This window comes from Niveispirillum sp. CC-CTL257 (assembly GCF_059489915.1).
In genome coordinates this window covers 498,685-521,400 of sequence record NZ_JCAJXE010000003.1, presented here as the reverse complement: position 1 = coordinate 521,400, position 22,716 = coordinate 498,685, and the positions used below count along the sequence as shown (strand labels likewise).

Annotated in this window: 17 protein-coding genes; 9 read left to right on the top strand and 8 right to left on the bottom strand. The window is 65.2% G+C overall.

What is annotated here, in order from left to right; translation table 11 throughout:
- The first annotated feature begins 63 nt into the window (after window positions 1-63).
- On the top strand, window positions 64-2,526 hold the full coding sequence (locus ABC729_RS19020; protein WP_495609180.1) for an MGH1-like glycoside hydrolase domain-containing protein: 2,463 nt from the start codon (window positions 64-66) through the stop codon (window positions 2,524-2,526).
- Here the strand turns inward: ABC729_RS19020 and ABC729_RS19015 are convergent, their stop codons facing one another.
- Window positions 2,527-3,384 (bottom strand): exonuclease domain-containing protein, encoded by an 858-nt coding sequence (locus ABC729_RS19015; RefSeq protein WP_495609179.1) that lies wholly within the window; start codon window positions 3,382-3,384, stop codon window positions 2,527-2,529. It abuts the gene before it with no gap.
- Between the two features lie 36 nt (window positions 3,385-3,420).
- Window positions 3,421-5,607, bottom strand: a complete 2,187-nt coding sequence (locus ABC729_RS19010) for an intermembrane phospholipid transport protein YdbH family protein (protein ID WP_495609178.1) — start codon at window positions 5,605-5,607, stop codon at window positions 3,421-3,423.
- A gap of 101 nt (window positions 5,608-5,708) precedes the next feature.
- Here ABC729_RS19010 and ABC729_RS19005 point away from each other — a divergent pair, with 101 nt between their 5' ends.
- On the top strand, window positions 5,709-6,320 hold the full coding sequence (locus tag ABC729_RS19005) for a peptidylprolyl isomerase (RefSeq protein ID WP_495609177.1): 612 nt from the start codon (window positions 5,709-5,711) through the stop codon (window positions 6,318-6,320).
- Between the two features lie 109 nt (window positions 6,321-6,429).
- Complete coding sequence (locus ABC729_RS19000) at window positions 6,430-6,909, top strand: peptidylprolyl isomerase (protein ID WP_495609176.1); 480 nt, start codon at window positions 6,430-6,432, stop codon at window positions 6,907-6,909.
- Window positions 6,910-6,994: 85 nt separating this feature from the next.
- On the opposite strand, the gene ABC729_RS18995 is transcribed toward ABC729_RS19000, so the two are convergent.
- The 4 genes from ABC729_RS18995 to ABC729_RS18980 are packed head-to-tail and all read right to left on the bottom strand — an operon-like array spanning window position 6,995 to window position 11,303.
- Window positions 6,995-7,660, bottom strand: coding sequence for a tetratricopeptide repeat protein (locus tag ABC729_RS18995; RefSeq protein WP_495609175.1), 666 nt, complete (start codon window positions 7,658-7,660; stop codon window positions 6,995-6,997).
- Window positions 7,650-8,471: an SDR family NAD(P)-dependent oxidoreductase gene (locus ABC729_RS18990; protein WP_495609174.1), complete on the bottom strand. Its 822-nt coding sequence runs from the start codon at window positions 8,469-8,471 to the stop codon at window positions 7,650-7,652. The genes ABC729_RS18995 and ABC729_RS18990 overlap by 11 nt, the downstream gene beginning before the upstream one ends.
- Window positions 8,461-10,590, bottom strand: a complete 2,130-nt coding sequence (locus ABC729_RS18985) for an AMP-binding protein (protein ID WP_495609173.1) — start codon at window positions 10,588-10,590, stop codon at window positions 8,461-8,463. Before ABC729_RS18985 ends, ABC729_RS18990 begins: the two co-directional genes overlap by 11 nt.
- Window positions 10,587-11,303, bottom strand: coding sequence for a thermostable hemolysin (locus ABC729_RS18980; RefSeq protein WP_495609172.1), 717 nt, complete (start codon window positions 11,301-11,303; stop codon window positions 10,587-10,589). Before ABC729_RS18980 ends, ABC729_RS18985 begins: the two co-directional genes overlap by 4 nt.
- Before the next feature lie 167 nt (window positions 11,304-11,470).
- Here ABC729_RS18980 and ABC729_RS18975 point away from each other — a divergent pair, with 167 nt between their 5' ends.
- The 6 genes from ABC729_RS18975 to ABC729_RS18950 all read left to right on the top strand — a co-directional run bounded on the left by ABC729_RS18975 (window position 11,471) and on the right by ABC729_RS18950 (window position 19,490).
- Window positions 11,471-12,034, top strand: a complete 564-nt coding sequence (locus ABC729_RS18975) for an RNA polymerase sigma factor (protein ID WP_495609171.1) — start codon at window positions 11,471-11,473, stop codon at window positions 12,032-12,034.
- A gap of 80 nt (window positions 12,035-12,114) precedes the next feature.
- Window positions 12,115-13,104, top strand: coding sequence for a FecR family protein (locus ABC729_RS18970; protein WP_495609170.1), 990 nt, complete (start codon window positions 12,115-12,117; stop codon window positions 13,102-13,104).
- Window positions 13,105-13,116: 12 nt separating this feature from the next.
- On the top strand, window positions 13,117-15,498 hold the full coding sequence (locus ABC729_RS18965) for a TonB-dependent receptor (protein ID WP_495609169.1): 2,382 nt from the start codon (window positions 13,117-13,119) through the stop codon (window positions 15,496-15,498).
- Window positions 15,499-15,703: 205 nt separating this feature from the next.
- Complete coding sequence (locus ABC729_RS18960) at window positions 15,704-17,044, top strand: MFS transporter (protein ID WP_495609168.1); 1,341 nt, start codon at window positions 15,704-15,706, stop codon at window positions 17,042-17,044.
- Between the two features lie 35 nt (window positions 17,045-17,079).
- Window positions 17,080-19,062: a serine hydrolase domain-containing protein gene (locus tag ABC729_RS18955; protein ID WP_495609167.1), complete on the top strand. Its 1,983-nt coding sequence runs from the start codon at window positions 17,080-17,082 to the stop codon at window positions 19,060-19,062.
- A 77-nt stretch (window positions 19,063-19,139) separates the two neighbouring features.
- Window positions 19,140-19,490 carry a RidA family protein gene (locus ABC729_RS18950; protein WP_495609166.1) on the top strand — a complete coding sequence of 117 codons (351 nt, stop codon included), beginning with the start codon at window positions 19,140-19,142 and terminating at the stop codon, window positions 19,488-19,490.
- A gap of 324 nt (window positions 19,491-19,814) precedes the next feature.
- Here ABC729_RS18950 and ABC729_RS18945 read toward each other — a convergent pair whose 3' ends face one another.
- Together ABC729_RS18945 and ABC729_RS18940 are read right to left on the bottom strand one after the other, a co-directional pair.
- On the bottom strand, window positions 19,815-21,293 hold the full coding sequence (locus ABC729_RS18945; RefSeq protein ID WP_495609165.1) for a M81 family metallopeptidase: 1,479 nt from the start codon (window positions 21,291-21,293) through the stop codon (window positions 19,815-19,817).
- A gap of 3 nt (window positions 21,294-21,296) precedes the next feature.
- On the bottom strand, window positions 21,297-22,436 hold the full coding sequence (locus ABC729_RS18940) for an NAD(P)/FAD-dependent oxidoreductase (protein ID WP_495609164.1): 1,140 nt from the start codon (window positions 22,434-22,436) through the stop codon (window positions 21,297-21,299).
- Window positions 22,437-22,716 lie beyond the last annotated feature (280 nt).

Genomic DNA, 22,716 nt, shown 5'->3' with positions numbered 1-22,716 from the left:
CAGTCATCGTCACTTTAGCTGCCCATCAAGCATCCAAGAAACATCGGAACAGTTGGAGGAAACATGTCCCCGCGCGCGCTGCTGCTGGCCACTGCCGCCCTGTCGGTTCTGGCCCTGGAGGCCGGAACGATGGCCATGGCGGCTGAAACCCACACGTTTCCCGCCTATGCGCTGGAGCCCGGGGCCAAGCCGGCGCGCATAACGGTGGAGGCGAAGGGTCAGCCCGGTGCCCGCTCCTTCCACCTGACCAGCAGCGCCCCACAGCGAGAGAATGCACCCGGCACGCGCGATTTCACGGAAAAGGGCCCCTATACCGTGACCGGCGACCTGCTTTTCGACGCGCTATTCGCGCAATCGGTGGATGATGCGGCGCTGGCCAGCGTCAGTTCCATCAAGGACGGGTCCTATAACGGCGGCCAGCCCATTGCCTGCAATTGTTTCGAGACGGGCGAAAAATGGAACTATGTCTGGACCCGTGACCTTTCCTACGCGCTGGAACTGGGGCTGGCCGGGCTGGACCCGAAGCGCGCCGTGGACAGTCTGCTGTTCAAGACGGGCAGTTTCCGCCCCGGTGTCGTTGTGCCCGCCGAGTTGCCGGTCGGGTCCACACAGATTGTGCAGGATACCGGCTCCGGCGGCTCCTGGCCCATCAGCACGGATCGCACCGCCTGGGCGCTGGGGGCGGAGGCGGCGCTGGCGAACCTGCAGGGACCGGCCCGGACCGATTTCGCGCGCAAGGCCTATGATGCGCTGCGCGGTACGCTGGAGGCTGACCGTGTAGCCGCCTTTGATGCGGCCAGCGGGCTTTATGGCGGGGAGCATAGTTTCCTGGATTGGCGCGAACAGACCTATGCGCGCTGGGTCCGTGAATATCTGCCCGCGATGGCCCAGTCGAAGGCCCTGTCCACCAATGTCCTGCAATACCGCGCACAGCGGCTGGCCGCCCGTCTGGCGCGCGAAGCCGGCGACGCGCCACTGGCGGCAAAATATGATGGCTGGGCCGACGCCCTGGCACGGGCGATCAACGCCACTTTCTGGGACGAGAAGGCCGGGATGTACGCCACCTTTACCATGGCGGACCTGACGCCGGCCCGGATTGAGAAATACGACCTGCTGGGCAATGCGCTGGCGGTTTTGTCGGGCATTGTGCCGACGGAACGGGCCAAGTCGATCTTCAGCCGCTATCCCTATGCCCCGTTCGGGCCGTCCGTTGTCTGGCCGCAGGCACCGGGGGAATTCGTCTATCACAACCGCGCACAATGGCCGTTCGTCACGGCCTATGCCGTGCGCGCCGCAGTGGCCGCAGGACATGTCGCCGCCGTCGATCAGGGATTGGCAGCGCTGGAACGTGCGGCAGCCCTGCATCTCTCCAACATGGAAAATCTGGAATGGCTGACGGGCCGGTCCCAGTTTGATGACGGGCCAGAGATCAATTCCCGCCGTCAGCTCTGGTCCGTCGGCGCCTATTATGGGGCCATTGTCCAGGATGTGTTCGGATGGCAGCCGGGGGCTGATGGCGTCCGTATTGCTCCCTATCTGACGACGGCCACGCGCGCGCGCTTCACGAAGCCGGAAGCCGTGCTGTCGCGCCTGTCATTTGCGGGCAAGCCGGTGGAAATCGCCCTGATCCTGCCCGGGAAGGCGGCAGCAGGTGGTGTTTATCCCGTGGCCAGCGTCACGCTGAATGGCGCGCCCGTGACCGGGCCGGTCAGGGAAGAGCAACTGACGGCCAATGCCAACCGGATCGAGGTGCGGTTCGGCCCGGCCCAGGCATCGGATGGTATCGTCACCATGGTGCCCGCCATCGACCCGGTCAGCCATGCCGAACCGCGCGCCTTCATGCCCTGGACACCGGGCATCGCCGCTGCTCGGCGCAGCACGGATGCCGTTTCGCTGGATTTCGGGCCGACCAAGGACAAGACCCCGCTACGTTATCGCGTGCTGCGCGATGGTGTGCTGGTGGCTGATGATCTGACGGGGTCCGGCTGGACCGACACGGCCCCGCCACCGGCTGCCGCCACGGCCTGCTATTCCATCGTCGCGGTACATGTCTCCACCCGCATCGCCTCGCAGCCGTCGGCCCCTGTCTGCCTGCGCGGGGAAGCGGCGCAGACCATCGCGGTGGGTAAGATGGCACGGCTGGGGCAGACATTGGACTTGGGTCAGGTGGTGGTGAGCACCGCCGGTCGTCACGCCCTGGCCACAGCCTATGAGAACCATACATTTGCGGTGAATACCGGCGTCACCAATGCCGTGAAGCGGTTGGTGCTGGTGGATGAGGCGGGCAAGAGGTACAGCGCCATTTTGCAGATGCCGCATATCGATCCCGCCGGCGACCGCTATTCCATGCGCAGTTCCACCCGCGCCATCTTCGACCTGCCGGCTGGCCGCTATCGGGCCGGCCTGGAGGATTTCTTCAACATGAGTGCGCTATCCACCAATGCCAGCTATGGCGGGCCCGGCGGCATAACCGGGCCGGTGAACGAGGCGCGGATTGAGGCGCTGATGGTGGACCGGCTGCCGTGATCAGGCGGCACCGATCCCCAGCATCGCCACGAACTCCGCCTCTGTGACCAGACGCAGGCGACCATAGCGTTCCTGACGGGCGCGGGCGGCGTTCAGTTTGGTCTGGCCCGGTGACAGGCCAACGACCAGCCAGTCTGTATCCTTGGTGACATAGGTCTGAAACCGCCCGCCGGCCCGCGTGATGGCGCGGGCGGCATCGGTGCGCGAACAGGCGGACAGGGTGCCGGTCACGACAAAACCCTGTCCGTCCACCCGGCGGGTCGGTGTCGGCAGATGTTCACGGGCCAATGCCACCGGGGGGCGGGCTGCACGCCGCCTGCCCGGTCCAATTCCCAGCTTCTCCGCAGCTTCCGCGACGCTGCCGGCCCCGACCATCATGGCCACATGCTGGCCGATGGCCGCACAGGCGGCGGCGTCGCTGCCGGCCTCATGATGGTCCAGCGCAATACCCAGGTGGTGGGCCACGACATTCAGCTTATGGCTGCGCAGGTCGGGAAAGGCGGCGCGGGCCAGTTCCACGGTACAGATGAAGCGGATATTGGGAACCGGCAGACCCGCCGCCAGCAAACAGGCCGACAGTACGCCAGAATCGAAGCTGGCATTATGGGCCAGCAATGTTGCCCCCTCCAACCGGCGCGACAGGTCGGGCCAGATACCGGCAAAAGTCGGCGCATTGGCGACATCGGCGGCGCGGATGCCATGCACCGCCACACAGAAGGGCGAAAACTCCGCCGGTTCCGGGCGGATCAGGCGGCGGAAGATGGGAGCGTCCGGCCGGAACACTTCCGCCACGCCGACGGCACAGGCGCTGTCCCGGCTGGCGTTTGCGGTTTCAAAATCAATGGCCAGTTCGATCACAGGGGCAGGCTCCGGTCGGCGTCCTCCTCTTGTAGCCTAATCCTTGCGCGCCTTGAACGCCGCGATATCGGCGGCGACTGTGGCGGATTGCATGCCCGCAAGAACGGGGTCCGGCGGACGCGACAGGATAAGGTTCATGGGCATGGCATAGCCGCCGTAAAGAGATGGGTTGGTGCCGTCCAGGGTCAGGCGCGGCCCTTGCTCTGTGAAGACCAGACCCAGAGCGTTGAACCGGTAGTCGGCAAGCGCGCGGGCCACCAGCGCCAGATTGTCATTGCGGGCCGGGTCCAGCCAGGGCGGCAGCACCCCGCCGGGTGCGGCGATGCGGCCAGGTCCGGTGGCCTGCAGACCGCCCGGACCTGCATGCGCGCCACTGCCATCAATCCGAACCGGTATCGAACCGATCAAGGTTCCATCGGCCTCCACCTCTGTGATGCCCAGCGCGGCCAGGGCATCGGGCAAGGGGGTGGGCGGGACATCCAGGCGTAAACCCAGATGATCATTGCCAAGCCGAAACATGGCTTGCGGCAAGGTCACAGGTTGCCCTGCCCACCGAAACGGTTCCGGGGCCAGACGCAGCACACCATCCGCCGGCAGCGACAGGCCAAGCCCACCGCCGGTGAGCGCGATACCAGGGTCGAACAGGCCGATGGCAAGGTTTTGCGGTGGCATGGACAGCGGCGACAGCCGATCAAAGCGCAGCACGCCACTGACCCCCGCCAGACGCAGGCCGCGCAGCCGCAGGCCCGCATCTTCCAGTAGGATATCGGCGGTGCCGTCGGCACCGTCGCCGTTCCAGGCCGCCGTCAGGCGGGCGGCGATGGTGCCAGTCAAGGCGTCGGGAAGCGGAGTGCCAGGGAACAGACGCGGGGCATCACCGGGTTGCAGGCGCAGCGGTGCCAGCCGCGCCAGCGCCCGGCCACCGGCAGCGTTCAACTCCACAGACCCGGTCAGGCTGGCCCCGCCACCCCCGGTTGCCATGGACCATTCCAGGCGCAAATCCTGCTCCGGGTCGCCGCGCAGCCTTGCCGCCAGGGTTGATGGGGCCAGCCAGGGCAGCCGCAGAGCAGCGGCGCGAACATCCAGGTCCAGCGGCCATGCCAGCCGGCCCGTCAGCAGCAGTCCCTTTGCCGACAGTCCCAGCGTGGGAATGGACAGGGTACCGGGCGGCAGGTCGCCGGCAGGCGACAACCACCATTCGCCATCGATCCGCCGGGCCGTGCCGGAAAGGGTCAGTGTATTGTCGCGCGGCCCCTTGCCGATGCCCAGACCATTGGCCTCCATCCGCAGGGTGACATCGGGCCAGTTGCTGGGCGGAAGGTCCGGGGCCACATTGCGGGCGGACAGGGTCACGGTCACGGGGCCGCCGGTCAGGCCGGGGTCGGGTTGGCCCAGACGGGTGGCGAAGCCGGACGGATCATCGACCCGCAGGCTGGCCGCCAGCCGCTTTCCGCCTGTTTCGTCGGGGTCCAACAGGGCGTCCAGCCGAGCGATGCCGGGCCATTCCAGCAGGGCTTGGCCCTGCCCCGCCTTCCAGCGGACCAGCATGTCGGGCAAACCCTGCGGCAGGGCCTTGGCGGTGACATCCAGGTCGCCGGTCCAGCCGCCGGTGGACAGGCGTCGGATACTACCCTGCCCCGAAAGACGCGGCCCGCCCGCTGCGGGCGTCAGGGTAAAGCTGGCGGCTGAAAGCCCATCGCGCCGCCAATCAGCGGCGAGACGAGCGGGAATGCCGGTTGGGCCCAATGTCAGGGTCCCCTGCCCCTCCGCATGCCATCCCCCAACTACCGGGTTGATGGCCGCATCCATGACCAGCGGAACAGTACCAATACCGCCCGGCAGGGCTAGGGTAAGATGGGCCTGATTGATCTGCACCGGGAAGGTCAGGCCGGGCAGGTCCGGCATGGTGGCCGAGAGGGGGCGCGACAAGCGCAGGCCCCGCACCTCCAGCCCCGTGAACGTGCCGGACCACAGGCCGGCGGGGGTGTAGCGCAGGATGAAAAGGTCGGCCCCATCCTCCTGACCCAGGGAGAAGGCACCAGTAGCGCGGGTCAGGCCCAGATCATCAATAGCCAGCTCGGCCTGCGGAAAGCCAAGAGCCCGCAACTGCGAGGTCCAGCGCGCGGCCAGCAGGCCGGGCAAAGACAGCCACAGCGCCACAAGCCCCAGCGCCAACAAGCCGCCGGCCAGCAGAAACCTCCCCTTCAACCCCAGTGCCCGCACTCCACGCTCCCCCGTCCGGCAAATTCAGCCGCCCATGCGGCTTCCGGCATCTTTCCATGCAAGGATGCGACCGCTATCGTAGCGGGCGCAATGGTTGAGAGATGATGACGCCCATGCTGTCCCGCCTTCTTGTCCTGCTGTGCCTGCTGCTGGCCGTGCCGCTGTCCCAAGCAGCACGCCCGCCGGCCAATCCTGATGATACGCTGATCATGGAGTTGAAGACCGGAACGGTCATCATCCAGATGCGGCCCGATCTGGCCCCCATCCATGTAGCCCGCATCAAGCAGCTGGTGCGGCGCGGATTCTATGACGGCGTTCCGTTCCACCGCGTCGTGGCCGGATCACTGGCACAGACCGGGGACCGCAGCGGGACCGGTCGTGGTGGCACGGGCCGCTGGCTGGAACTGGAACCCAGCAAGGAACCGCATGTGCGCGGCGTGGTGTCCATGGCGCGGGGCATGAACCGGAACAGCGGCGACAGCCAGTTCTTCATCCTGACCCACAGCCAGGACCCCTCGCTGGATGGCAATTACACGCTCTGGGGCCATGTGATCAAAGGGCTGGACCTGATCGACAAGCTGAAAGCCGGGGACAAAAAAAAGGAAGGATGGGTGAAGGATCCCGACCGGATCATCAGCATGCGCGTCCAATCCGACCCGCCGCGTCCGCCCCAGCCGGCCCCACAGGCCAAGCCCGCGGCCCCGCCGAAATAGCGGGTGGGCTATCCCGCCGGGCCCTGTTCCCAACCGCGCCACATGCCGTTATGGTGCGGGCCGACATGCAACCGAGAACCGGGGCAACCGGTTGGCAAGGATGACTGACATGGATCTGGAAAACACCCTCTATCTCGACCTAGCCTCGGGCCGCGTCACCATTCAGCTGCGCCCCGATCTGGCGCCCAAGCATGTGGCGCGGATCAAGGAACTGGCGCGCGAAGGCTTCTATGACGGCCTGACCTTCCATCGCGTGATCGAGGGCTTCATGGCCCAGGGCGGCTGCCCCGATGGCAATGGCATGGGCGGTTCCGGTCAGAACCTGCCGCAGGAATTCTCCCGCGAGCCGCATCTGCGCGGCACCTGCTCCATGGCCCGCGCGTCGAACCCGAACAGCGCCGACAGCCAGTTCTTCATCTGCTTCGCCGACAGCCGCTTCCTGGACGGTCAGTACACCGTCTGGGGCAAGGTCGTGGACGGCATGGAGCATGTGGACAAGATCAAGCGCGGTGCCGGCCGTGGTGGCGAGGTCCGCGATCCCGACCTGATCGTGAAGATGAGCGTTGCCGCAGACGCCGAAGCCGCCTGAGCTTTTGCGACCGCATCGCTGATCAAAACGCCGCCACCGGGCAACCGGGGCGGCGTTTTTTGCATCTAAACGACAACCGTTAGCGCTACCGCCGAGCCACCTTGGTTTCGATCTGCGCCAGAACGGCGTTGATCTCCTCCCGACGGCCCGCATCTGCAACCTCCCGGCCCGGACGTGGAGCGGCGGCCAGGGCATGGTTCAGCACGTCACGGGCCTTGGCATATTCCCCCTGCCGGAACAGGAAATCGCCGTAGAAGTAATTGGGATCGATGCTGTCCGGGTTCTGGGCCAGCGCCTTTTCCAGATAGGCCTTGGCCTTCTTGTCGCTGCCAAAACCGATGGGGAAGCCGGGCACCTGATAGTAAAGACTGCCCAGCGAGGTATTGACGGAACCGTCCAGAGCTGTGGGGTCGATCTGTTCGGCGGTCTCCAGCTTGGCCCTCGCCTCCTTGACCAGCGACAGCGCGCCCATGCCGCCCTTGATCCCGGCTTCCGACGACAGGATGATGGCTTCCCAGATCAGGGGTTCGGCCTTGCCCGGATAAGCGGCGGTGACGGCCTTGGCCTGGTTGACCAGACCTTCCATGCCGGCCAGCTGCGCATCCTCACCCTTCACTTCGTATTTCACATGGGCCCAACCGGCCTGAAGCTCCGCAACCTTGGCATCCATGGCGGGGTCTGTGGAGGCCAAGGCCGAACCGGCCAGCAGCAAGGACAGGGTGGCCAGGATCAGTTTCTTGTCAGCGCGCATGGTTTTTCTCTCCGAGTGACGTGATGGTGGCACCGCCCGTGGGGGCAGAAGCAGGCAAGAAAAGGCTGGCGGCCTTGGCGTCGTTGCCGGCCAGTGCCCGGTCGACCAGACCGGGGAACAGGGCGTTCAGACGGGTGAAGAAGGCTTCGGGCCAGCCGATTACCGTTTCGGCCTTGCCCGCCTGCGCTGCGGCCAGGATGCGGCGGGCAACCTGGATGGGTTCATCCTGCGCCATGCCGGTCAGTTCAGCGAAACGCTGCACCAGCGGCCCGTTGAAGCCGGTACGCACCGCACGCGGGGCCACATGACAGACCGTGATGCCCGTCCCCCGCACTTCCCGGCGCAGCGCCTGACTGAACCCCTTCAGGCCCGCCTTGGCACTGGAGTAACCGGCGAAATGTGCGAAGTTGATGGAACCAAAGACGGAACCGACATTGACGATATGGCCCCGCCCCCGCTGCTTCATCATGGGCAGAACCGCCTGGGTCAAGGTCACAGGGGCCACCAGATTGACCAGATAATCACCCAGCAGGTCGGACGGACGCTGCCCCTCCACGGGGCCGAAATATTGCCTTCCCGCGATGTTGAACAGCATCTGCGGGGCCAGCAGCCGCGCCTGTTCGGCGGCGGCCATAATCCCGGCCTGGGTCGACAGGTCGGCGCGGATATGGCGGCCCGGCATCTCGCCCCGTCCCAGGGTGGTGACCTGGGCCCCGCGATTGCGCAGCAGGCTGACCAGGGGCGAACCGATACCACCGGCCCCGCCGGTGACCAGGATGGTGCGGCCTTCCAGGCTTTCCTCAAGCAACATGGCGCACCTCATCCGTGTGGCGGCTGTGGGGGATGGCGCGGAACAGGCCGGCGAACAGGCCGAAGATGCAATTCGCCATGGTGATGATAGCCTGCTGATCCACCGGATCGGTCACCCGGTTAATCAGGGTGCGGAAAAATTCCATATGCTGGATATCCAGCGATCCGTGGCTGGTCAGATAGGTGAAGCAGCTTTTCGGCAGGTTCAGCGATTTGCGCACCGCCTCGGCCCCATGGGTGGCAATGGCCGTGCTGGTGCCTTCCAGCACATAGACCATGCCGAAAAAGCCGGCGGCATTTTCCTGGCGGATGAAGCGATAGGCCTCATCCACCATGGCCTGGGTGGCAGCGCGCGGGGTGCCGTGACGCACGGCCTCGGCATTGCCGCCGGCATGGCGGATATCGTTCAGGATCCATTCCTCGTGCCCCTCCTCTTCCTCGATATATTCATCAAGGGCGGGGATCAGCCATTCCTGGTCGGGGCGCAAGGCCGCACGTGCCGCCTGCATCAGGGGTACCGTGTGCTTCACATGGTGATAGGCCTCCGTCAGATAGGCGATATAGGTTTCCAGGCTGATACGGCCGGTCAGACCATCCTGGATCTGCGGTACGGACAGCAGCGACAGGCGCGACGGCTCCGTCTCCGTCACCAGACGGTCGAAGAAGGGTTGGGACATGGGGATTTCATCCTCGTTCCGGGACAAAAGGGGGACATGGGCGGCGGCGATGGCCTCGCGACGGGGGCGGCCATTGGGGGTGAGTTGTCCGTTCAGCGGCGTGAAGGCCGGTACCGCATGCCAGCGGGCAACGCGGGCATAGGGCGGCAGAGCGCCGTTGGCCCGCGCAACCGCCAGCGACAGGGCGGACGGGTCCTGGCCGAACCGGCTGGGCACGATCAGGGCGGTCAGATCGGCCTGACCATCACCAAACAGCACGGCCTGGAGAATTTCCGGCTGCGCCGTCAGGTCGGCTTCCACCCATTCCGGGGCGATGTTGCGACCAAAGGCGTTGATGATGACGTTGCGCGACCGGCCCTGGATGGAGAGGAACCCGTCCGAATCCAGACTGCCCAGATCGGCGGTGGCGATACGGGCGGGGGCCGGACCGCCGCCGACATAGCCCACGAAGGCATGATTATTGACGCTGACCTCCCCCGTTTCAGGGTCGAGAGTGGCCGTCAGGTGCGGCAATACGCGTCCCACCGTCCCCACCCTGTTCGCATCGGGCGTATTTAGCGCGACCACCGATCCGCATTCCGACAGGCCATATCCCTGATAGACGGGCAGGCCCAGCATTCCGGCCTGGGCAAGCAAGGCCGGCGCCACCCGCGCCCCGCCCACCGCCACCAGCCGCAGATCGGGCAGGATGCGCCCGACCTGCATCATGGCTGCCATCAGGCCGCGCAGCAGTTCCGGCACCAGGATGACGCTGTTGGCGCGCAAGGCCGACAAGGCAACGAAGAGACGGGCGAAATCCGGTTGGAACGGTTGCTCCAGCCCCAGTTCTGCCGGCGACGCCGCCAGATAATGGCCGCCGGCCAGCAATGTGCTGTAAAGGCCCGCCACATTTTCCAGAAGGACCGGCAGGGGCAGGATGGCGACATGCCGGCCCGCATAGTCGGTGCCGATCACCTGCACCAGGGATGTCGCCACCTTTTCAAGGCCGGCGGCCGACAGGCACACGCCTTTGGGCGCCCCTGTCGTGCCGGAAGTATAGGTGATCTTGGCGGTTCCCAACGGCAGCAGCACGGGGGCATGATCCAGGCGCTGAATATACAGGGTCTCGGTGCCCACCAGCAGGGTCTGCGCCCCGGCTTGCGCGTTGTCGGTCACCACCCATCCGGTCCCGGCGTCGGCCAGAGCATACTGGCGCTGATCAGCCGTGAAGAAGCCGGGCAAGGGCAGGCTGACCAGACCCAGTTCCAGCAGGGCCAAATCCAAAATGGCCCAGGCGGCGGAGTTGGTGGCGTCCACCGCCACGGGCCGGCGGTCAAGACCGATGATCTCGCACAGGTCGGCGGCCAGCCGGTCAATAGCGCCGGAAAGGCTGCCATAGGTCCAGTCATTGATGGCGGGCTTTGCCGGGTCCTGCATGCGGATTGCAGAAAGAATACGGCTCATGCAACCACCTCGGCCACCGGAAGGGCGGCGTGAAGACGGGGAAAGGTAGGGAATGAGGGCAGCGCCTGCCGCGCATCGCCGGCCAGGAAACGATCCAGGCTTGCAGCGCCGAAGGCGACATTGCCGCAGACGACGCGGGGGTCGTTGGCGTAATAGCTGCCCCAGGCGGCGGCAGCGGGACCGACCCGGTCTGGTGTCGCGCGACCCAGTTCGACGGGATCGAAACCGATCTGCCGGAACAGGCGGCGCAGGGGACGGGTGGCGGTCACCACGGCCTTTTCATACCCCTGCCCATGCAGATAGGCGGCAAGCGCCATGAACAGCAGGTAGGAGGCACCCGCCTCTGCGGCGGCCAGATTACCGATCTCCACCACCTGACCGCGCCGCGGCAGGTCAGGGATCAGGGTTTCTACCGGCTGGTCCAGATAGGTTTCGAGGAAAAGAGGGCCGGTACCAGCCGGACGGAAGCCCACGCCCGCCAGAATACGGTCGTCGGCATCGCGCAGACTCATCAGCATCGGATGGGTGACGGTGATGTCACCGCCATAGGTCTGCGCATAGGTGTTGCGGATCATCGCCTCCACCCGCCGCCGTTCGGGGGCGAAATGGTGGGTGATGGCCACAACAGCCGGGCGGCAGCGTGTCAGGGTTCCCAGCCGTTCGGCATCGAACCGCAGGCTGCCCCGTACCCCTTCCTCATCACGCATCAGCATTTCAATCACAGGCGTCACTCCGCCGGTTGGATCGGCCGGTTTCAGCGGCCTTCAACTGCATGACGACACCACCCACAGTGAACCGCAGGTGCGAATGCAAAATTTTTTTGCCCTGTGGCGAATGTGACCTGATGCATTGATCGGCTTCGGGTCCGGGTCTATATCGGATGACAGTCTCCGCAGTTCCCCAGGGTCCCGCCATCGCCCCGCCCCCGCCCTTGATCGCCGCCTATCTGGAACACCGCGCCTTTCTGCTGCGGCTGCTGACGGCGCGCACGGGCAGTGCGGCGGAGGCGGAGGATATCGTGCAAGAGATGTATGAGCGGTTGGCCACCCTGCCCGACGGGGGGGCGGGGGTGGAGAATGTGCCTGCCTTCCTGAACCGCATGGCCATGAACCTGGCCTTTGACCGGCAACGCAGCGGCTCACGGGCAGCCACGCGCGATGGCGAATGGTTATCGGCCAACGCCCTGGTTGAAGGGCCGGAGCCGATTGCGGAGACGCCGACGGCAGAGGATGTGGTCGGTGGGCGGCAGGAACTGCGCCTGCTGCGCGACGCCATCGACGCCCTGCCCCCGCAGGGCAAGCGCGTCTTCGAAATGCATAAGCTGCAAGGCCGCCCGCATGCGGAAATCGCGGCCAGCCTGAGCATTTCGCGCAGTGCCGTGGAAAAGCACATGGCCGCCGCCATGAAGAACCTGTTGAAAAGGCTGGGCCGCCGGCTCGAATGAAAAATAATTCATAAAGACGGGTGGGGTGCCGCCCCTTCCGTGACGTCAACAGGACAAAGCCCGAACCAGAAGCAGCCAACATGGTGAACCGCCCGCCCGAAACGCCCCTTGATCCCCGCCTGGAACAGGCGGCCGAGTGGCATGCGCGCCTGCTGGGTGATGGCGGTCAGGCTGTCTGGCTGGCCTTCACCGAATGGCTGGAAGCCGACCCCAGCCACCGCGCCGCCTATGACCATGTGGAGCAGCTTTGGCGTCAGCTCGACAGGGTGCAGACGGAAGAGAAGGCGGCGATCATTGATCTGGCCAGCCGGCGCAAACCGGTGCCGCTACCTGCCCCGGCCAATTTGTCCCGCCGTTGGTTCCTCGGGGGGGCCGCGGCTGCGGCTGCCGCCCTGGCGATTACGCTGACGGGTCAATATACGAATGTGCCGGCACCGCAGATTTTCGAAACCGCCCCGGGTCAGCGCCAGACGGCGAAACTGGCCGATGGGTCCAGCATCATCCTGAACAGCGGCACGCGCCTGACGGTTGCCATGGCGGACGACCGCCGTGCTGTGGTGCTGGAAAAGGGAGAGGCGCTGTTCGATGTCGCCAAGGACCCAGCCCGGCCCTTCACGGCGGCGGCGGGTGACAGTCTGGTGACCGTTGTCGGCACCGCCTTTAATATACGCCATCTGGACCAAGCCGTGACAGTCACCGTAACGCGCGGTCTGGTCGATGTCGGCAATGATCAGGGGGCGGCCAAGGTCCGCCTGACGCCGGGTCAGCAGATCACCGCCATTCATGGTCAGGCCGCCGGCCCTGTCCGTCAGGTCGATGCCCAGGCCGCCACCGCCTGGACAGATGGCCGCCTGCCTTTCGACAACGCGCCGCTGCCGCAGGTATTGGCCGAACTGTCCCGCCATTACCCGGTGCCCATGCGGGCGCAGGGGGCGGCGATGGACCTGCATTTCTCCGGCGTGCTGCGCCTGGGGCCGGATCAGGCGGCGGTTCTGAACGTGCTGGAAGGGTTGCTTCCCGTTGCGGTGACGCGTCAGGGTGATAGCTTCGTGCTGACAAAGCGCCCCTGACGGTCCTGCATCTTGCGTCTTCTCCCTGCGTCCGCCCTGGCCCTGATCCTGTCGGCCCCGCCCGTTCTGGCGGCGGAACAGGCCATTTCGGTTGCTGCGGGGCCATTGACCAATGCCTTGTCGGAACTGTCGCGGCAGGCCGGCATTTCCATCGGCGGGGATCAGTTGCTGACGGGCCTGCACAGTCCTGGAGCCGATGGCCCGCTAAGCCCCGAACAGGCGCTGACACGGATACTGGCCGGTACAGGTCTGGGGTTCCGCCAGGTTGGCACCGGCACCTATCGGTTGGTACCCCTGCCGCCGATCCGTGCGTGGGCGACGCCCGAGCGGGCGACGGTCGATATGCTGGACCCGATCATCGTGACGGCAACCAAGCGGGGGGCCAATCCGGCGGACCTGCCAGTGTCGGTGGGCGTTCTGACGGCGGCCGATCTTGTCCGCATGGGCGTGCAGGACACCGACGCGGCGGTGCCGCTGCTGGGCGGGGTCAGTAGCACACATCTGGGGCCGGGCCGGAACAAACTGTCGATAAGGGGCCTGTCCGACAGCGCCTTCACCGGGCAGACACAGGCGACGGTCGGCCTCTATCTCGACAATGCCAAGGTCAATTACAATGCACCCGACCCGCATCTTCGCCTGATCGATGTAGAGCGGGTGGAGGTGCTGCGCGGGCCGCAGGGTACGCTGTATGGCGGCGGCTCCATCGGCGGCATTCTGCGTATCGTTCCCGTGGCCCCCGACCTGTCCCAGCAGACGGCAGAAGGGGGCATATCAGGCACCCTGACGCGCGGGGGCGCGATGGGCGGCGGGGTAGAGGCGGTTTTGAACCAGCCATTGCTGGCCGACCGTTTGGGGGTGCGGTTGGCCCTGTACGCCGATCGGCAGGGTGGCGTCATCGACAGCACCGATGGCCGCGAAAATATTGACGGTACCGATATTCAGGGCGGGCGGGTGCTGTTGGCCTTCATTCCCGCTGAAGGCTGGCGTCTGGAACTGGGCGGCACTTATCAACTGATCGACACGGATGACAGCCATTATATCCAGGGCCGGCGGGGCTGCTGCGCCCGTGTCGCGCAGTTGCCGGAGCCGCATGACAATGATTTCGACGAGGCGCACCTGACCCTGTCGGGCACCCTTCCCTTTGCCGACCTGCACAGCACCACCGCCTTTGTTCGACACGAACTGGACACGTTCTACGATGCCAGCCGCGCGTTGCCCGATCTGGCCGGTCTGCCGGTGCAACCGGCCCGGTTCCGGGAGGGGCAGCTGTCACGGCTTTGGACCCATGAAACGCGGTTGAGCGGCGGGATGGGGCCACAGGATGCCGATGGCAATGACGGAATCAACTGGCTGTCGGGCCTTTATCTGTCGCGGCAGGTGGCGCGGTCGGACAGGACCTTGGCGCCCTATGGTGATGCGTCGGCCACGCTCTGGCAGCGCGAGCGGGATGATACCGTGAAGGAAGCCGCGCTTTTCGGCGAGGTTTCCTGGCATTTCGCCCCCGAATGGACGCTGACCGCCGGCGGGCGCCTGTTCCATGTGGCGCAGGAGGTGGAGGCGGTGGCGACTGCACCCGTTCGCGACGCCGCCGAGGCGGAAGGATATGCAAACGAAACCGACTATACCCCGAAACTGGCCCTGACCTGGCAGCCCAGGGACGATACCAGCCTTTATGCCCAGATGACGGAGGGGTACAGGCCCGGCGGGATCAATATTGAAGAGGCCGGGACAGTCACTGGCGACGATTACCGCGCTGCCCGGTTCGATACGGATGAGCTGTGGAATTATGAACTGGGTACCAAGCTGTCTCTGTGGCAGGGCCGGCTTGCCCTGGATGCCGCCATTTTTCATGCGCGCTGGCGTAATATTCAGACCGATCAGTTGCGGCCTGACGGCCTGACCTTCACCACCAATGCCGGGGACGGAAACAATACGGGGGTGGAGGTCGGGTCGCGGCTTCGTCTGGGCTCATGGCATCTGGATGCCACACTGACCCTGAACGACCCCGAACTGAGCCGTATCGACCCGGGTTTCAGCGCGGCACCCGACGGCAGCCTGCCTGGTGCCGCCCATGTCAGCGGCAGCGTCAGCCTGTCCTGGCAGGGGGCGGTTGCCGACGGTATCGGCGCGCTGGCGGCTATGGACTATACCCATACCGGCCGCACCCACCTGACCTTCACCGATGGTATCCGGCAGGGACCAGTCGATCTGGTGAATGGCCGGGTGCGGTTCATGCTGCCGGGTGGATGGTCGGCGGGGCTGACGCTGGACAATGCGCTGAACAGCCGCGCCAATATGTTTGCCTATGGCAACCCCTTCACCCTGTCCGCCGGCCCGCAAAGTACCCCGCCCCGGCCCCGGAGCATCGGATTCAGTGTCGGCTGGTCCGGTTAGGGGCAAATCGCTCCATTTTTCTTATCATCAATATTATTTCTGCATCCCCAGGGCCGCCAGCGTCGCCGGTTTGCCAGCCGGTCGGTCATAGCAGAAGGCGCGATAGGCTTTGGGTGCGATTGGCACCAGCTTTCAAGTAGGCAAACTGGCACTATCTTTTCGGAAATTTTTTTCATATAAGAAAAGAATAACAGGGAGAGCTGGGATGACCCTTTCATCACCACCCGATCCGGGACCCAAGCGGGAAGTCGATGCCCGCGCCTGGTACGCCATCGTGATCTTCGCGCTGGCCGCCGTTCTTTCCTATACCGACCGCCTTATCCTGAACCTGCTGGTTGCCCCGATCCGGTCGGAGATGGCGATCACCGATACGCAGGTGAGTTTCCTGCAAGGCGCTGCCTTTGCCATCATCTATGCTTTCGCCGGCCTACCGATGGGCCGGCATGCCGACCGGCATGGGCGGCGTAACCTGATCCTGGCCGGTATCGGCCTGTGGAGCCTGGCGACCGCGCTCTGCGGTCTGGCCCAGTCCTATGGACAGCTGTTCGGCGCGCGTATCCTGGTGGGGATCGGTGAAGCGGCCCTGGCACCCGCCGTGCTGTCCATGGTGCCCGACCTGTTCCCGCCGCACCGGCGCGGCACGGCGGTTGCCATCTTCATTGGCGGCATGGTGATGGGGGCAGGCATGGCGACGCTGGTCGGCGGCATCCTGATTGATGTGTTCAGCCTGGGTGCCCTGTCCGGTCTGGCGCAAGCTGCCGGCGTGGCCCCCTGGCGGGCGGTTCTGCTGACCCTGGGGCTGGCGGGTGTCGTTCTGGCGTTGCTGGTTGCCACCATCCCGGAGCCGACGCGGCAGGAAAGCCTGGGCGGTGATGTGAAGCCTGGGCTGGATACACTGCGCCGCTATCTGGTTGATAATCGCGGGGCGTTCGGCCTGTTGCTGGGCGGGCTGACCTTGACCCAGATCGTGGATTATGGGGCCAATAGCTGGACACCGTCGCTGTTGATGCGGGTCCATGGCTTCACGCCGTCGGAGACGGGGACGGCCCTGGGCTCCATCCTGATCGGCGTGGCCGGGCTGGGCACCATTGTCGGTGGCATGGTGGCCGACTTCCTGGAGGCGCGCGGATATTCCACGGCCAAACCCATGGTCGCCGCCGCCGCCGTCAGCCTGGGCGTGCCGTGCCTGCTGTTCGGGGTCATGCCGGGAGTAGGGCTGACGCTGGTCCTGTTCACGGCCTATGCCTTCCTGCTGGCCATCGGGGCGGGTGTCGGCATTGCCGCCATCCTGGATCTGGTGCCGTCAGAACTGCGCGGCATGACGACGGCGGTGCAGGCCTTTGCCTATACGGCCTTTGGCCTTGGTATGGGACCGACCCTGGTGGCGGTCACCACCGACCATGTCTTTGCCGATCCGCTGGCGGTCGGCCTTTCGATCAGTGTGACGGGCATTCCGCTGCTGGCCCTCTCCGCATTCGCCATGTGGCGGTCGCTGCCCCATTACCGCTGCGTTCGCCAGAGGTTGGCCAACGCCGTAAATACTTGAATAAAAACAGAAACCAACGAACAGGGATCAGATCCATGACACTGCGCAAAAGCCTAATAGTTCCGCTTCTGGCCGCAACCTGGCTATCCGCTGTACCGGCGGTGATGGCACAGGATCCGGCCCCCGCCGCCAGTGCCGCGGCCACCGCACAGACGGTCGCCCCCGCCGCCCATCCCCTGACCAAAGATGATGTGGAACTGATGGTCGATGGCTTCCTGCCCTACGCGCTGAAGCGCGGAGACATCGCAGGGGCCGTGGTGACGGTGGTCAAGGACGGGCAGATCCTGTTTGCCAAGGGCTACGGCGTTGCCGACCGAGAAACGAATGAGCCGGTGGACCCTGACAAGCACCTGTTCAGGCCGGGTTCCATCTCCAAACTGTTCACCTGGATTGCGGTGATGCAGCAGGTGGAGGCGGGGCGCATTGATCTGGATGCCGATATCAACCAGTATCTGGACTTCAAGATCCCCAATACCTGGCCCGAACCCATCACCATGCGCCATGTCATGACGCATACGGCGGGCTTTGCCGAGACGGTGCGCGACCTGATCGTGCGTGGTCAGGATCATCCGCTGGAACTTGAAAAGCTGCTGTCACGCTGGGTCCCGGAACGGGCCTACAAGCCGGGCACCGTGCCCGCCTACTCCAACTATGCCACGGCGCTCGCCGGTCTGATCGTGCAGCGGGTCAGCGGGGAGAAGTTCGAGGATTACATCGACAAGCATATCCTGGCCCCGGCCAACATGAAGCATTCCAGCATGGCGCAGCCCCTGCCCGCGCATCTAGTCCCGCTGATGTCCAAGGGCTATGTCTCCTCGCGCGAGCCGGCGCAGGCGTTTGAGGTGGTGAACCATGCCCCGGCGGGATCGCTGTCAGCCAGCGGCACCGATATGGGCCGGTTCATGATCGCCCTGCTCAACCAGGGCGAGGGGCCGGGTGGCCGCATCCTGAAGCCGGAAAGCCTGGCGCAGATGTGGAAACCGCAATACCGGCCCCTGCCCGGCCAGGAACTGGCCATGGGCCTGGGCTTCTATGAGCAGAACCGCAATGGCTACCGCATCATGGGCCATGGCGGCGACACGACCCTGTTCCACAGCGACCTTGCCATGTGGCTGGACGAAGGGGTCGGCCTTTACATCTCCTTCAACAGCACGGGCGATGACATGTCGCGCGGGCCAATCCGTAACGAACTGCACCGGATGTTTGCCGACCGTTACTTCCCAGCCAAGGCGGCAGCGGAACCGGCCAAGGCCGAACCGGTGACGCGCAAGGTGCCTGTGTCGGGTACTTTCTACATGTCGCGCCGGGTTGAGGGCACGCTGGTCAGCCTGATCAACCTGTTCGGCCAGGGCGACCTGATCACCAACGAGGATGGCACCGCCACCTTCACCCTGTTCCGCGACTATGCCGGCATCCCCAAGCGCTGGCGTGAGGTGGCGCCCGACCGCTGGCAGGAGGTGGGCACCGACAGCCTGATGCATACCAAGACCGATGAGAATGGCCGCGTTACCGGCATCACCACGGATGATTACCCCGCCATCTTCATCGCCCAGCCCGTGCCGACGGGCATTTCCAAGGACTGGAACCTGCCGGCCCTGGGCATCGCCATGGCCATCGCCCTGTTGGCCGTGATCTGGTGGCCGGTGGCGGCTCTGGTCCGCCGCCGTTATGGCCGTCCGCATCCGCTGTCGGGTCAGCATCTGCTGGCCGACCGGCTGGTGCGCGGGTCGGCGGTGATGATGGTCACCTGCCTGACCGGCTTTGCCCTGGTCATGACGCTGGCCATCGACCCGCTGATGTTCGGGGAGATCGATCTGATCCTGCGGCTGCTGCAACTGGCGGGGCTGCTGGGTGTGCTGGGCCTGCTGCCGGCGGGATGGCGCGCCTGGAAGCTGTGGACCGATCCGGCAGCCGGATGGTGGGCGCGTATCCGGGCCAGCCTGATGATCCTGGTCTTCGCTTATTTCCTCTATCTGGTTGAAAAGTTCCACCTGATCAGCTTCGCGCTGGATTACTGAGCCGTTTCAAGTGCCCTGCTCCCGGATGGCCCCTGCCGTCCGGGGGTTTTCTTTGGCCCTTTCGGAGTTCTGAGCCCATGTCCGTCGCCCCTGCCCTTTCCCCCGCCGTGAGTGCCGGGGACCTGATTTTCCTGTCGGGCCAGTTGGCCTTTGGTGCCGATGGCGCCATCGTTGCCCCCGACGATGTGGCCCGGCAGACCGAACAGGTGCTGGCCAACCTGAACCGCGTGCTGACCAGCTTCGGGCTGGACCTGTCGGATGTTGTGAAGACCACAATCTGGCTGACCGACACTGCCGACTTCCCGGTCTTCAACGCCGCCTATGCCGCCAGCTTCGGCAGCCACCGCCCGGCCCGGTCCACGGTGCGGGCCGACCTGATGCTGCCCGGTGCAAGGGTGGAGATCGAGGCGGTGGCCAAGCGGCGGTGAACTGCCTGCGCCGCATCAAAATACAAGTGCGCTGAAAAATCGGAATTCGGAGGTGCTCCTGCATCCGAACCGACCGAAAATCGATCTCGTGTAACCAAGTGAAACATAAAATTCAGGGATGTTTCACCGTTCGCGCCCTCCCATTCCGAAAACCCAGAGGCGTCGGGTAATGTGGGCGCAGGTGCGGCGTTGATGGAACGGATCATAGCAAGGATCGAGGGGGAAGTCAGCAATCGCCCCCTCCAACCAATACGCGCCCCATAAAGAAAAACCCCGGACGGCGAACCGTCCGGGGTCAAGTCCCTCAACTGGAGCGAACTACCGTCAGGTGTCCAGGCCCAACGGATCGGCCACGCGCGGCCAGAAATCCAGCGTGCGCGTGCGATAGGGAATGCTGGTGAATTCCGGGGCGATGGCACCGGGTGTGGAGACATACAGAACCATCGATGCCATGGGGCCGAAGCCGGCATAGAAATGCTGGGTCGATTTCACCACAATCAGGTCCAGGCCCGAAAGGTCGATGCCCAGACCCGTGAAGGCATCGGGCTGAAACACCTGGCCGCGCTGGCTGGCCAGCACGATATGCAGGCCGCCCGGCCCCTCCAGCCAGACCGACAGGCCGAGCGAGGTCGGTTCCTTGTCGAGGCCCGTCTGGACATGATTGTGCACGATGTTGCGCACGGTGACCGGCAGATCGACGGGATCGCCCGAGGCCGGGCCGCATTTGCCGCCCAGCCGCAGATCGAAATGCGAGCCGATGCCAGCATTCACGCAGATATTGATGGCACCCAGATCCCAGAAACAGCCGATGGCGGCATTGCCGACGCCCCGGTCCAGCAGGCGGCGCAGGATGAAGGTGCTGTCGCCCGAGGCCCCGCCACCAGGATTATCGGCGACATCGGCCAGCACCGCCGGGCGGCCCGGCACCCTGGGCGCGGCCAGAACCTTGTCCAGGGCGGCGTCGATACCGGTGACATTGGGGCGCAGGCTTTCCCGCTGCCGGTAAAGCCGTTCGCCGAAGGAACGGGCCGTGGCGGCGGCCTTTGCCGCGTCACCATCGGCCACGACCCACATGCGCGTGCCAGTCCAGGGCGTGTCGCCCCAGGGGAAACCATGGGCCAGGGAGGCGGACAGGATACCGTCCTGCCCCTCCGCCGCCTTCATATCGGCGACGAAGCTTTTCATCGGCTCCACAGTGGTGGGGTAGAGGGTGATCATGCGGCAGTCGAAATCGCGCATCACGGGGCGGATTTCACGGCGCGCCGTCCGCAGACACAGGTCGAACAGCTCATCCGCGCGTTCCACCCCGTCAGTATGCGGATATTCCTTCATGGCGATCAGGATATCGGCACTGTCCAGCATGGCGGGCGACAGGTGGCAATGTGGGTCCAGTTCCGCCCCGATCACCACATCCGGCCCCACCTGTGCCCGGATCGCGGCCAGCAGGTCACCTTCGCAATCATCCTGACCCACGGCCATCATGGCGCCGTGCAGCAGCAGCAGGACCATATCGACGGGCCCGGCCGTGGCTATGCCGTCCAATATCTCCGCTTTGAACCCGTCCCAGACGGGGGCCAGGGTGCGGCCCGCCGGTTGGGCATAGGCGCAGAGACCCTCCACCACCTCAATTCCCGCCGCTTCGGCCCGGCGGTACCAGTGGCGCAGGAAGGCCCCGCCCTCCGTATCCGGCTGGCGCGAGGCGTCGCCATGATAGATGCCATATTCCTGGAAACTGCCCAGACCGGTTGGCATAGGCGCGAAGCTGTTGGTTTCGGTGGCCACAACGGCCATGAACAGGCGCATGGATCAATTCCCCTGGCAGCGGTCGGGCGACAGGTCGGCGATGGTGACGCCGGCATCGGCAATATCGGGCGGCAGCACGCCATGATCCAGCAGGCTGGCACCCACCCGCGCCAACGCCGGTGCCATCTGGATACCGTAGCCGCCCTGCGCGGCAAACCAGAAGAAGGCGGGATGACCGGCGGGTGATCCCACCACAGGGCTGCGGTCCGCGACAAAGCTGCGCAGGCCGGCCCAGCTGCGCGACACGCGGCGCACCGGCAGGTCGGCGGCGTTCTGCACACGGTCGATGCAAACGGCGATGTCCCATTCATCAGCCTGCGCGTCACAGGGCGGCGACGGGGTTTCATCGGCGGGAGAGGCCAGGATCATCCCGGCATCCGGCTTGAAATAGAAGGAACCGCCCGCATCGATCACGGCAGGCCAGCGATGGATGTCAAAGCCGGGTGGCGGGTCCAGCATCATGGCCGTGCGCCGCAACGGCATCAGGCTGATGGTGGGCACGCCCGCCATGCGCGCCACCTCATCCGCCCAGGCACCAGCGGCATTCACCAGCTTTCGGGCACGCACGGGCCCATCCGGGAAGGTCAAAGTCCAGGCGGAACCATCCCAGGATGCCGCCTGCAGGGCGGCGTCACTGCGCAATTCCACCCCGCCGGCCCTGGCCCGACGCAGGAAACCCTGATGGATGGCATGGACATCCATGTCCATGGCATCGGGTTCCAGCAGCGCCTCGCACAGGGGGCCGGGCTGCAGGATGGGCACCATGTCGCGCGCTTGGCCCGGGGTCAGCGGCAGGGCGCGGGTGCCGGTGCGGGCGGCGGATTCCCGCACCTCCCGCACGGCGTCGCTGTCCGGCTGATCGCTGATATACAGCACGCCGCGCGGGGTCAGCAGCGGATGTTCGGCGAAGCCCGGCGGCGGATCGTCGAAGAAGGCACGGCTGGCCGCCGTCAGGACACAGACGGTACCATTTCCATAAAGGACAGAATAGAGCGCCGCCGACCGGCCCGTGGTGTGATAGCCGGGGAAACTTTCCCGTTCCGCCAGCAGAACGCGCCGGCCCGGAACCGCATCCGCCAGCATGGAAGCCAGCGAAGCGCCACCAATACCGGCACCGATGATCGCGATGTCGAATTCCTGCATCTGGAACCTCCCTTGCCCGCCATGGTCGGCATTCTTGGCGGATATGTCAAATATTTTTCGTATAGTAAATGTCACTAAGCAATGCTCATCCACCCCTGGGGCAGAAACCATGGCACATCCAGACTTGTAACGATGACGCACAGATGACTGACGAATGCATTTGCTTGGCATCATCATAAATTTTTCGCATAGGAATAATCCTTGTTGACCCCCGTCGGGAACCCTGTTTTAATTTTCTGGTAATCAATGAAACGTGCCTCCGCGACCGGCCGCCCCCTGG